The organism is Deferrisoma palaeochoriense (genome assembly GCF_054656955.1).
Window position 1 is genome coordinate 1 of the sequence record NZ_BAAHXI010000088.1, and the last position, 11,846, is coordinate 11,846.

The 11,846-nt window shown below is 72.5% G+C and carries 7 protein-coding genes; 6 read left to right on the forward strand and 1 reads right to left on the reverse strand.

Features of this window, described 5'->3' with window-relative positions:
• Positions 1-147: 147 nt before the first annotated feature.
• From ACYQ8L_RS16980 to lpdA, 3 genes are read left to right on the forward strand one after another with little or no spacing between them, the layout of a single operon-like run.
• On the forward strand, positions 148-2,862 hold the full coding sequence (locus tag ACYQ8L_RS16980) for a 2-oxoglutarate dehydrogenase E1 component (protein WP_459943005.1): 2,715 nt from the start codon (positions 148-150) through the stop codon (positions 2,860-2,862).
• Positions 2,852-4,153, forward strand: coding sequence for a 2-oxoglutarate dehydrogenase complex dihydrolipoyllysine-residue succinyltransferase (gene odhB, locus ACYQ8L_RS16985; protein ID WP_459943006.1), 1,302 nt, complete (start codon positions 2,852-2,854; stop codon positions 4,151-4,153). The genes ACYQ8L_RS16980 and odhB overlap by 11 nt, the downstream gene beginning before the upstream one ends.
• Position 4,154: 1 nt before the next feature.
• Entirely contained in the window at positions 4,155-5,549 is a 1,395-nt protein-coding gene (lpdA, locus tag ACYQ8L_RS16990; protein WP_459943007.1) for a dihydrolipoyl dehydrogenase, read from the forward strand.
• A 505-nt stretch (positions 5,550-6,054) separates the two neighbouring features.
• On the opposite strand, the gene ACYQ8L_RS16995 is transcribed toward lpdA, so the two are convergent.
• On the reverse strand, positions 6,055-6,933 hold the full coding sequence (locus tag ACYQ8L_RS16995; protein ID WP_459943008.1) for an N-acyl amino acid synthase FeeM domain-containing protein: 879 nt from the start codon (positions 6,931-6,933) through the stop codon (positions 6,055-6,057).
• 383 nt (positions 6,934-7,316) lie between these two features.
• On the opposite strand from ACYQ8L_RS16995, the gene ACYQ8L_RS17000 reads away from it, so the two are divergent.
• From ACYQ8L_RS17000 to ACYQ8L_RS17010, 3 genes are all read left to right on the forward strand, one after another.
• Positions 7,317-8,258, forward strand: a complete 942-nt coding sequence (locus ACYQ8L_RS17000) for a GNAT family N-acetyltransferase (RefSeq protein ID WP_459943009.1) — start codon at positions 7,317-7,319, stop codon at positions 8,256-8,258.
• Positions 8,234-9,688 carry a class I adenylate-forming enzyme family protein gene (locus tag ACYQ8L_RS17005; protein WP_459943010.1) on the forward strand — a complete coding sequence of 485 codons (1,455 nt, stop codon included), beginning with the start codon at positions 8,234-8,236 and terminating at the stop codon, positions 9,686-9,688. Before ACYQ8L_RS17000 ends, ACYQ8L_RS17005 begins: the two co-directional genes overlap by 25 nt.
• Positions 9,689-9,917: 229 nt before the next feature.
• Positions 9,918-11,693, forward strand: coding sequence for a B12-binding domain-containing radical SAM protein (locus tag ACYQ8L_RS17010; protein WP_459943011.1), 1,776 nt, complete (start codon positions 9,918-9,920; stop codon positions 11,691-11,693).
• Positions 11,694-11,846 lie beyond the last annotated feature (153 nt).

Consider the following 11,846-nt stretch of genomic DNA (forward strand, 5'->3'; position numbering starts at 1 on the left):
CGTCTGTTTGAACGCAACCTGGTATCCGAGGTCAGAGAACTCCCTGTCCTCTGTCTTCTGGCACCTGTCACGGGAGCCCGGTTGCGCCGGCGGGCCCGGGGGGTATCCTGAGGCGGCGTCGTTTTCCTTTCAGCCGTAGGGGAGACCATGGGCGAGGGGTTTTTGGAAAGCGCGGGCTTCGTGGAGGCCCAGTACGAGCGCTACCGGGCCGATCCGGCCTCGGTGTCGGCGGAGTGGCGGGCCTTTTTCGAGGGGTTCGAGTTCGCGGGGGGGCGGCCGGGGGGAACCGAACCCGATCTCCTGTGCCGGGTGCTCGCCCTGGTGGACCGGTACCGATCCCTCGGGCACCTTCTCGCGTGCCTCGACCCCCTGGCCGAGTGCCCGGTGTCCCATCCGCTCCTGGAACCGGCCGCGGTGGGGCTGGGGTCGGAGGACCTGGACCGCGCCGTCGAGGTGCCGGGGGTCACCCGGGGGCCGGAACCGGTGGGCGAGGTCCTGGGCCGGCTGCGGGCGACCTACTGCGGCCCCGTGGGGTTCGAGGTGGCCCATGTGACCGATCCGGAGGAGCGGGACTGGCTCCGGGACCGGATCGAGGGCCCCCGGCCTCCCCTCACCGAGCCGGAACGGCGCCACGTGCTCGAGCTCCTCGTGGGGGCCCAGAGCTTCGAGGAGTTCCTCCAGAAGCGCTACCCGGGCCAGACCCGCTTCAGCCTGGAGGGCACGGAAGCCCTGCTGCCCCTGGTGGCGGCCCTCGTGTTGCGGCTCGGGGCCCGGGGGGCCCGGCACGTGGTCCTGGGTATGGCCCACCGGGGCCGATTGAACCTCCAGGTGAACCTCCTGGGGCGCGACCTCCGGGACGTTCTGTGCGCCTTCGAGGCCACCTACGACCCGGAGGCCCTGCCCGGGGGGGGCGACGTCAAATACCACCAGGGCTACCGGGGACGGGTCCGGTACGGCGAGCGGGAGGTCGCCGTGACCGTGCCCGAAAACCCGAGTCACCTCGAGGCCGTGAACCCCGTCGTCGAGGGCATCGTCCGGGCGTTCCAGGACCGGGAGGGCGGGAGCAAGGCCACCGTGGCGGTGCTGGTCCACGGCGACGCCGCCTTCGCCGGCCAGGGCATCGTGGCCGAGACCCTGAATCTCTCCCGGCTGGACGGCTACACGACGGGCGGCACGGTGCACATCGTGCTCAACAACCAGATCGGGTACACCACGCTTCCCGAGGCGGCCCGGTCCACCCGCTACGCCACCGACCTCGCCAAGGCCATCGAGGCCCCGGTGTTCCACGTGCACGCCGAGTACCCGGAGGAGGCGGTGTGGGTGGGCCGCCTGGCGGCCGACTACCGGGACCGGTTCGGCAAGGACGTGGTGGTGGACCTCGTCGGGTACCGGCGGTACGGCCACAACGAGGGGGACGAGCCCTACTTCACCCAGCCCCTGATGTACCAGCGGATCCGGGAGCGCCCGCCGGCGGCCGTCCTGTACGGCGCGAGGCTCCGGGACGAGGGGATCCTCGCCGACGAGGAGATCGCGGCGCTCCGGGAGGCGGCCGACGCCGAACTCGAGGCGGCCTACGAGGCCGCCCGGGCCGAGCCGTGCCGCTGGGTGCTTCCCGAACCCTGGCCCGGGTGGGAGGGCATCGGGAGCCGGTATGTGCCGGATCCCGTCCCCACCGGCGTGCCGGTGGACATCCTGCAGGGTCTCGGGAAGGATCTGTGGTCGCCGCCCGAGGGGTTTGGGTTGCACCCGATCCTCCGGCGGGTTCTGGAGCGGCGGGTCGCGGCCCTGGGGGAGGGCTGCACCGACTGGGCCGGGGCCGAGGCCCTGGTGTTCGGCTCCCTTCTCCTCGAGGGGGTGCCGGTGCGCCTGAGCGGCGAGGACACCCGCCGGGGCACCTTCAGCCAGCGCCACGCGGTGTGGTTCGACCGGGAGACCGGGGAGCCCTACTGCGCCTTCGAGCGCCTGGCGGGCGCCCAGGCGCCGTTTCGGGCCTACGACAGCCCGCTCACGGAGGCCGGGGTGCTCGGATTCGAGTACGGCTACTCCCTGGTGGACCCCATGGCCCTGGTGGTCTGGGAGGCCCAGTACGGTGATTTCGCCAACGGCGCTCAGGTGATCGTGGACGAGTTCGTGGCGAGCGGCGAGGCCAAATGGCGACGCCGGAGCGGGCTCGTGATGCTCCTGCCCCACGGCTACGAGGGCCAGGGGCCCGACCACTCCACGGCCCGGCCGGAACGGTTCCTGGAGCTCTGCGCCGAGGAGAACCTCATCGTCGTGCAACCCACGACCCCCGCCCAGTACTTCCACGCGCTCCGGCGGCAGGTGAAGGCGCCGTACCGAAAGCCCCTGGTGGTTCTGACCCCGAAGAGCCTGCTGCGGCACCCGGAGGTGGTGTCGGGGCTCGAGGACCTCGCCCAAGGGGGCTTTCGCCCCGTGCTCGACGACCCGGCCGCGCCCGATCCCGCCGGGGTGAAGCGGGTCTGCCTGTGCTCGGGGAAGGTCTTCTATGAGCTTTCCGCGGCCCGGGCCGCGGAGGGCCGGGCTGACGTGGCGATCGTTAGGCTGGAGCAACTTCACCCCTTCCCGGCCGACGAACTCGCCGGGGTCCTCGCCCGGTATCCCGGGGCCGAGCCCGTCTGGGTCCAGGAAGAGCCGCGGAACATGGGGGCCTGGGGGTTCGTGGCGCCGCTGCTGCGCGACCTGGTGGGGGCGGAGCCGCGGTACGTGGGCCGGCCCCCGGCGGCGAGCCCCGCCACGGGGTTTTCGTTCATCCACAAAGAGGAGCAGGCGCGGATCGTGGCCGAGGCCCTGGGAGGCGGGGGTCCGGCCGGCGGAACAGGAGGCGTGCGCGATGGCGGTTGAGGTTCGGGTGCCCCAGGTGGGCGAGTCGGTGCAGGAGGCCGTGCTCGCCGAGTGGTTCAAGGCCGACGGGGACGGGGTCCGAAAGGACGAGGCCCTGTTCCTCCTCGAAACCGACAAGATCACCCTGGAGGTCGTGGCCGAGGCGGACGGGGTGCTCCGGATCCTGGTGCCGGCCGGCACGAGCGTGACCGTGGGCCAGGTGGTCGGGAGAATCGAGGAGGGGGCCGGGGCGGCCGCCGGGCCGGAGGAGGCCCCCGGGTCGGCGCCGGAGGAGTCGTCGGCGCCCCCCAAGACGCCGGCCCGCCCCCGGCCACCGGAAGGGATGCAGGCCGCTGGGGAGGCGCCCCCGGCGCAGGGGGCGGGGGCCGCTCCGGGCGAGACCCCACCGGAGGAGCCGCTCTCCCCGGCGGTCCGCCGGCTCGTGGCCCAGCACGGGCTCGAGCCCGGGGCGATTCCCGCCACCGGGCCCGGGGGGCGCCTCACGAAGGGTGACGTGCTGGCCCACCTGGGGGGAGCCCCGGCCGACGGGGCTCCCTCGCCGACCCCCCCCGAGCCGGAGCCCGGCCCCCCCCCGGAGCCGCCGGGCGAGAAGGGGGGCGAGCGCCGCGAGCCCCTGAGCCCGATCCGCCGCCGCATCGCTGAGCGCCTGGTGGAGGCGGCCCGGACCACGGCGATGCTCACCACCTTCAACGAGGTGGACATGGCCCGGGTGCTGGAGCTTCGGCGGCGGTACAAGGAGGCGTTCCGGGAGGTCCACGGCGTGGGGCTGGGGCTCACCTCGTTTTTCGTGAAGGCCCTGGCCGAGGCCGTGGGCGAGTTCCCCCGGCTCAACGCCCGGATCGAGGGGGACGAGATCGTGTACCCGGACGGCTGCCACGTGGGGGTGGCCGTTGGGTCCGACCGGGGCCTCGTGGTGCCGGTGGTGCGCCACGCCGAGCGGCTCACCCTGGCCGAGATCGAGCGGGCCATCGCCGGCTTCGTGGAGAAGATCCGCGCAAACCGCCTCGATCTCTCGGACCTGGAGGGGGGCACGATCTCGGTCACCAACGGCGGGGTGTTCGGGTCGCTCCTGTCCACCCCGATCCTCAATCCGCCCCAGAGCGCGATCCTCGGGCTCCACAAGGTGGAGGACCGGCCGGTGGTGGTGGACGGGGAGATCGTGGTGCGGCCGATGATGTACGTGGCGCTCACCTACGACCACCGGATCGTGGACGGCCGGGAGGCGGTGCAGTTCCTCGTGCGGGTCAAGGAGCGGGTGGAGGACCCGGCCCGGCTCCTCCTGGGGGTGTAGGATGGCCGGCTACGATCTCGTGGTGATTGGGGTGGGGCCTGGCGGATACACGGCGGCGGCCCGCGCCGGGGAGCTGGGGCTCCGGACGGCCTGCGTGGAGCGCGACGAGCGGCTCGGGGGCGTGTGCCTGCGGGTCGGCTGCATCCCCAGCAAGGCGCTCCTCGATTCGAGCCTCCGGTACGCCGAACTGCGGGCCGGCCTCGCCGTCCACGGCATCGGCGTGGACGGCGTCACCCTCGACCTCGGGGCGATGATGGCCCGGAAGGAGGCGGTGGTCGAGCGGCTCACCGAGGGGGTGCGGAAACTGCTGGACCGGGTCGGCGTCGAGGTGATCCGGGGAGAGGGTCGGCTCGTCGGCCCGGGCCGGGTGGAGGTCGGGGGGCCCGACGGAAATCGCGTGGTTTTGGAAGCCCGAACCGTGCTCCTCGCCACGGGATCGGTGCCGGTGGAGCTCCCGGGGCTCCCGTGGGACGGGGATCGGGTCGTGTCGTCCACCGAGGCGCTGTCGTTTCCGGCGGTGCCCGAACACCTCGTCGTGGTGGGGGCGGGGGCGGTGGGCCTCGAACTCGGCTCGGTGTGGGCCCGGCTCGGGGCCCAGGTGACCGTGGTGGAGCTTCTGCCGGGGGTGGCCGCCGGCATGGACGGCCAGGTGGCCCGGGGGCTCGAGCGGGCGCTCCGGAAGCAGGGCCTGGAGATCCTGACCCGGACCCGGGTCACCGGGGCGGAAACGGGGGCGGACGGGGTGCGCCTGACCCTGGAGCCCGAGGGGAAAGGCGTCGAAGAACGGGAGGCCGACCGGGTGCTCGTGGCCGTGGGCCGGCGGCCGGCCACCGAGGGCCTCGGGCTCGAGGCGATAGGGCTCGCGCCGGACCCCAAGACCGGGAGGATCCCGGTGGACGAGGCGTTTCGGACCCCGGTCGAGGGGGTCCTGGCCGTGGGGGATTTGGTGGAGGGGCCCATGCTCGCCCACAAGGCCATGATGGAGGGGATCGCGGCCGTGGAGAACCTGGCCGGGATCCCGGCGAGGGTGAACCCCCTGGCCATCCCCGGGGTGATCTACACGCACCCGGAGGCCGCGGGCGTGGGGCTCACGGAGGAGCAGGCGAAGGCCCGGGGCCTCCCTTTTCGGAAGGGGGTGTTCTCGTTCGGTGCGTCGGGCCGTGCCCTGGCCGCCGGGGAGGCCGAGGGCTTCGTGAAGGTGCTCGCCGACGCGAAAACCGATCGGCTCCTGGGGGTTCACCTGCTGGGCCCGCGGGCCTCGGACCTCGTCGCCGAGGCCGTGCTGGCCCTCGAGATGGCCGCGAGCGCCGAGGACCTGGCCCGCACCGCCCACGCACACCCCACCTTCGCCGAGGCCGTCTGGGAGGCCTGCCGCATGGCCCAGGGAGCGGGCTGATTCGGGCGGGGAGGCCGGGTGGCCAAAATCCTTGTGGAGTCAGCGCAACCTCCCGCCTGAGCCGCCGGGGGTGGCTGCCGTATCCAGGGGGCAGAATTCAGATGTCAGATGTCGGGGAACCATTGCCCGGCGGTAGGCGGTGTTACGCACGCTGGCGGGCGGGGCAAGGGGCCCCCGCGTCAGAAATCGGACATCAGGGGACAGACGTCGGTGCGCAGCGGGGTCACGGAATCCTATCGGCCGAATTCTGAATTCCGGTCACCGGTGCGGCCGCACCCGGCTCTCCGGATGGCCCCTTGTCCCCCGAGGCGGCGGCAACGGGCCTGTGGCGATTCGAGGACACCCGTGCCCTCCGTCTTCTGGGCACCGGTCCCTGACACGGGTGCGGCTCCACCGTTGGGGGCGAACCCGGCCCGCAGCCCTGCGCGTTGTGGGGCCACGGGGACGCGAACGGGGCTCTCGCACGAGGGCGGGGTACCCCCTCGTCTCCCGGACTACCCGCCCCTCACGCCGCCACGAAGGCGGGCATCCAGCCTGTGGGGGCCTCGGGCAGGAACCGGCGCGCCGTGGGCAGGTGCCAGCCGGTGAGTCGGCCCACGAGGCCGGGGTCCCCCGCCTCCAGGGCTTCGACGAGTTCCGGCCGGAGCGCCAGGAGTTGTCGTGCCGCGGCGGGGTCCATGGCCCCGGCCCGCAGCGGCTCGTTGGGCGGGGCCACGAGTTGCCGGAAAAAGAAACCGTGAAGCCCCTGGCCGGCGCCGTATTCGGCCCGGTACCGCTCCTCCGCGTCGGCCAGGCATAGCCGCAGGGCCACGGCCGGGGCGTCGTTGACCGCCCGGTACGTGCGCAGGGGGCCCATCTGCTCGAACCCGAAGAGCCTCGTGTACAGGCGGGCGTGGCGCGGATGGCAGGCCACCACGAGGTCGGTCACCCCGATCTTTCCGGCGTAGTGGTACATGAGCCGCACCAGGTTCAAGATCAGGAGCAAACTCACCGATTCGTAGGAGGGGGCCACGGCGAGCCCCGAGATCTCCGCCGGCCGGGCCCCGGTCCGCAGCCGGTCGAGTTCCTCCCGATACAGGGTGTCCATGGGGAGGCCGAAGGACCGGGTGTCGGGGATCAGGCTGAAGGTGGCCAGGGTCCGGGCCGGGGTCGCGGCCACGAACGTGGCGGACTCGGGCAGCAGGTTGTAGTGGGTGTACCGGAGCCCCACCGGGTCGGGGCGAAGGAGGCCCTTGGCCAGGTAGTTTTTATAGAGCAGCGAAAAGGCGCCCCGGAGCTCGGGCCACCGGGACGCCTGGCAAAACCGGACCGGGGATGCGGAAGGGCCGGCCGAGAGCGGAACCCGAAGCAGGGTCTCGGCCTTCTTGCACGCCGATGCGATCATGGGGCGATCCTCCTGGGATGGTCGGCGAGGGCCAATCGGATCAAAGCCCCCCCGGCATGCATGCGCCGTGCCCCCACCGCCTTGGGCTAAAAAGCCCGGGAAACCGTCCCCGGCCGCGGCCCGGGGGGAACGGTTTCGGAACTCGGGCCGGGCGGGTGTCCCCCAAACGAAACACCTCCCGGGGGCCGAGGAGGGGCGCGGGCAGGGTATCGGGAGGGAAAAGTCTTGTCCATAGGAAATCCGCCTTGCGTTCCGATTTTGCCTCGGGCAGGCTGGCACCTTCCGCCCTTTTGGCCGAGATGTCGGGGAAGTGTACAGAAAAAGGACATGGCCGCAAGGTTTGGCTCACGTTTTTGTGCGCCGACTGAGAGACGGGAGGGCCGGTGAACGAACGGGAGAAGCAGGTGATCGGGGCCGTGCCCGAGGAACTGCGCAGGGATCGGCGGCGCAGCATCCGGATGGCCCCGGACCGGGGCATCCAGAAACCCAACGTCAAGGTGGCGGAACTCAGGGAGGAGTTCGAGACCGCCTTCCGCATGGTCCACGACGTGTACGTGGACATGGGGTACGCCGAGCCCCATCCGTCCGGGCTCAGGGCCACGCTCCACCAGCTCGTACCCTCCACCCTCGTGTTCCTGGCCCGGGACGAGACCCGGATCCTCGGGACGGTGAGCCTCATCTTCGACAGTCCCGACGGGATGGGGCTTCCGATGGACGTGCTCTACCGAGACGAGCTGGCCGCGTTCCGGGGGGCCGGGGCGCGGCTGGCCGAGGTGTCGGCCTTGGCCGTGGACTCTCGGTACCGGTGGCTCCTGATCGACGAGGAGGGGCGGCGGCGGGGGCTCTTCTGGCTGCTGCACCAGGCGGTCCTGTACTACGCCCGGGAGCGGGGGGTGGACCACCTGGTGATCACCGTGAACCCCCGGCACGTGCCGTTCTACGAGCGGCTGTACCTCTTCGAACGGTTCGGGGAGGTGAAGCCCTACGACTCCGTGCGGGGGGCGCCTGCCGTGCCGCTTCAGCTCGACCTGAACCGGCTGCCGGAACGGCTCGATCAGGCCATGAGGGAGAGCGACCGGATGTTCGGGCTGGGCCGGTTTTTCTTCCGGTTGGAGCACGGTTTTTTCCAGGGGGGCGAGCGCCGGCCGGCCCTCGACCCGGCGACGGCGTGGGACCTGGCGGTTCGGTCGGGAGCCCTAGACCGCGCCCGGCCGGAGGACCGGGACGGGTTTGCCAAGGCCCACGGCTTTCCCTCGGCGGAGGCGTACCGGGCCTGGGCGGAAGCCCGGCAGGAGGCCCCATGGGCGTCCTCGGAAAGGCGCTGACCCTCGGGATCATCCGGGCGGCCGGGCTCCCCCACCGGCTGCTGGGGCCGGCGTTTCGGAAGAACGCGAGGCGGCCGGCCCTCGGGGATGGCACGACCTACGCCCGGTTGGGGGAGCGGGTGCGGCGGTTGGCCGGGGCCTGGCGCGCCTCCGGGGTGGGCCCGGGGGACCGGGTGGTCATCGATCTCCCCAACGACGCCGCCTTCTTGGAGGCGCGGCTCGCCTGCCTGTGGCTTGGGGCCGTGGCCGTGCCGGTGCCGCCCGGCACCGGGGACGACCGGTTGGGCTGGATCGCCGAGTCCGTGGGGGCGCGGGCATATCTAGGGTTTCGGCCGAAGGTCCTCCCGGGGGTCCCGGGCCTGTTGGTGGATCCCCTCACGGGCGACCGGGAGGCGTACGAGCGGGCCCTGGGGTCGGCCGAGCCGCTCCCGAGCCCCGTGCCCCGCTCGGCCGACGGGCTCGTAACGATCAATTTCACCTCGGGCACGACCGGCGAGCCCAAGGGGGTCATGAGCACGGGCCGGGGATGGGGGGCGAGCCTCTACCATGCCCTGCGGGAGAACCGCACCCCCGTGGGCCGCGACGAGGTGTTCCTCCACGCGATCCCCCTGGCCACGGCGGGCTCCACCCTGATCCTGCCGGCCGTATTGTCGGGGGCGAGGAACCTGTTCCTTCCGGCGTGGGACCCCGACCGGGCCGCCGAGTGGGTCGAGACCCGGGGGGTGACCCGGATCTTCCTGACCCCCACCATGCTCGCGGAGTTCGTGGAAGCGGTGCGGGCCGCCCGCAGTGATACCCGATCGCTCCGGGCGGTCATCTACGGCACCGAGGGCGCTCCCCCTGCTCGGATCCGCAAGGCCCTCGGGGTGCTGGGGCCGGTGCTCCAGCAGGGGTACGGCATGGCCGAGGCGCTCCCGCCGGTGTGCCTGCTACACCCCCAAGAGCATCTGCGCGAGGAGCTCCTGGCGACGGCCGGGCGTCCCACCCGGGCCGTGGACCTGCGGATCACCGACCCCGAGGGCCGGCCGCTTCCGGCCGGGGAGGCGGGGTCCATCCGGGTCCGGGGCCCCACGGTGTCGCCGGGTTACTGGAACCGGCCGGACCTCACGGCCGCGACCCGGTCCGAGGGGTACTACATCACGGGCGACCTCGGGTTCCTGGACGGGGACGGGTACCTCCACGTGTTGGGCCGGGAGGGCCGGGTGCCTTCCCCGGAGGCCCGGACGCTATGGAACTGGGCCGAGGCCCGGCCGGAAGTGGCCCTGGCCTGGGTGGGGAGATCCCCGGACGGGTTCCTCCTCGACGTGGTTCCGGCTCGGGGCTGCCGGATCGACCCGGAAGGGTTGGCCCGCGAGGCGCCCGTGGCGTGCCGCGTCGCGATGGAGCCCGAGGCCCCGAAGACCGGAAGCTACAAGCTCGCGGCAGGGTGACGGGCGCCCTGCCCCTCAAGCCCGGCGGCCCTCCGGCCGAAGGGGAGGGGGACGACGCCCGCTCGCGGAAGCCTTCGGGCGCGTCCCTCCGGCCCGGAGGAGACGTGTCGGGGGCCGCCGAGGCGGCCAGAGGGGCGCCGCCCGAAGCGGGGCGGGGGACTTCCGGCCGGAGCCGGGAGCTTTCCGGCCTCCCAGCTTTCCAGCCCAAACGGACCACGCGAGGACTACCATGGCCCGGATCCTTCTGTGGAACTCCTTGACCACCCGCCGCCGGTCGGCGAGCGACACCTTTTTCGACAACGGCCTCGGGGTGCTGGCGACCCACCTCCAGCAGCACGGCCACGAGGTCTGGCTCGAGGACTGGGCCACCGACGACTTTTTCCGCCGGCTCGCCGTGGGGCCGATCGCCCGGCTTCTGCGGCCCACCTATGCGTTCCTCCTGGGCCGGAGGGGCGAGGGCCCCCCGCCCCGGTGGGTCAAGGCGGTGGGCGCGGCCACTGTGGCCCTGCAGGAGGCCCAGTCGGCCCTCCAGCGCCGGGCCATGGAAGCGCGGCTCAGCGATCTGGCGTGGCGGGTCGTGGAGGAAGGGGTCCCGGTGGTGGGCGTGAAGTTATGGTACGGCGAGGCCTTCGGGTGGGCGCGGCGGTTCGCGGCGCTGGTGCGGGAGCGGGCCCCGGACGTCCTCCTGCTGGCCGGCGGCTACCACGCCACCCTGTACGAGGAGGAGGTGCTGCGGCGGAGCCCCTTCGACCTGGCCATCCGGGGGGAGGGGGAGTTCGCGCTGACGAAAATCCTCGATCTCCTGGACGCCATGCCCGGGGCGCCCCGGGAGGACCTCCTACGGGCCATCGCCGGCAGGCGGTTCGAGAACGCCATCTGGCGCGAACCCGACGGCGGGATCCGCAAGGGAAGAAAGCGGCCGGTCAAGCTCGTGAAGAAGTCCGTGCCCCGCTACGGGGAGCGGCCCGGCAAGGTGCGGATCCACGTGCTCCTCGAAAGCCTCGGGTGCCCGTGGGGCAAATGCCACTTCTGCGTCCACCCCCATTTTTACAAGAAGTACGTGCCCCGGCCCGTGGAGGACGTGGTGGAGGAGATGCGGGCCATGGTGGCCCAGGGCGTGGGCATCTTCCGGTTCGCCGGCTCCGACACCCCCCCGGCCTTCGGCGCCCGGATCGCCGAGGGCATCCTCGAAGCGGGCCTCCAGGTGCGCTACGGCATGGGGAGCCGGGCCGTACGGAACGCCTCCAACCCCGAGGTGTTCGAGCGGGTGGTGCGGCAGTACGAGATCATGGCGCGCTCGGGGCTCCGGGCCGTGTTCATCGGCGGCGAGACCGGCCACGACCGGATCAATGACGTGGTCATGAACAAGGGCGTGACCCGGGCCGACCTGGTGGCGACCGCCCGGGCCATCCGGGAGGCCGAGCGGCGCACCGGGATCCACGTGGACGTGTCGCTGGCCCTGATCTACCCGACCCCCCTCGTGGAGGGCGTGACGGACCAGGACGTGTTCCAAGCGAACCTGGAACTCCTGCGGGAGTTCGGGCCGGACTCCGTGATGGTCACTCCCCCCGGACCGTTCAAGCACAGCCGCTGGTACACCGAGCGCGAGCGGTTCGGGTTCGAGTTCGACGAGTCGGTGATCCCCTCGGCCATGGAGTACGAATACGTGCTCTACAAACCCCCGGAACTCTGGCCCCGGCTCGAGGTGGGGCTCCAGGGCCGGAGCTTCGTGGACCTCCTCAACGAGTGCGGCCGGTTTCGGAAGGCCGTGGAGGCGATGGGCATCCCCACCGACATCTCCGACGAGCACTTCCTGATGCTGCGGGCCGCCGGATACGAGGGCAGGGAGGGGGCCGAGGCCTTCAAACGGGAAACCCTCCTCGACATCGTGTCCTGCGACTACCGGACCCTGTTCGGGGTGTCGGAGCGGATTAACGCCGAAAGCCGCCGGCTGGCCCGCCTCTCCCTCGAAGCCACCCGGGCGCCGTCGGTCACGGCCGCCTGAGGAGGGCGCGCCAGGGTCCGGGAGCCCGGCCCATCGGGCCCGGAGTCACGAGGGGGGCGCGCCGTCGGGCGCGTCGTGGGCTCCCCGGTCCCGGAGGGTCCCGCCTCAGCCCTACCTCCTTTCGCTTTGTCCGGGGTCCGGGTACCCTGCCGA

What these genes read in the sequence shown, in the direction of transcription:
- odhB (WP_459943006.1), top strand. Translation starts at nt 2,852, where the DNA reads ATGGCGGTTGAGGTTCGGGTGCCCCAGGTGGGCGAGTCGGTGCAGGAG.
- lpdA (WP_459943007.1), top strand. Translation starts at nt 4,155, where the DNA reads ATGGCCGGCTACGATCTCGTGGTGATTGGGGTGGGGCCTGGCGGATAC.
- ACYQ8L_RS16980 (WP_459943005.1), top strand. Translation starts at nt 148, where the DNA reads ATGGGCGAGGGGTTTTTGGAAAGCGCGGGCTTCGTGGAGGCCCAGTAC.
- ACYQ8L_RS17010 (WP_459943011.1), top strand. Translation starts at nt 9,918, where the DNA reads ATGGCCCGGATCCTTCTGTGGAACTCCTTGACCACCCGCCGCCGGTCG.
- ACYQ8L_RS17005 (WP_459943010.1), top strand. Translation starts at nt 8,234, where the DNA reads ATGGGCGTCCTCGGAAAGGCGCTGACCCTCGGGATCATCCGGGCGGCC.
- ACYQ8L_RS16995 (WP_459943008.1), bottom strand. Translation starts at nt 6,933, where the DNA reads ATGATCGCATCGGCGTGCAAGAAGGCCGAGACCCTGCTTCGGGTTCCG.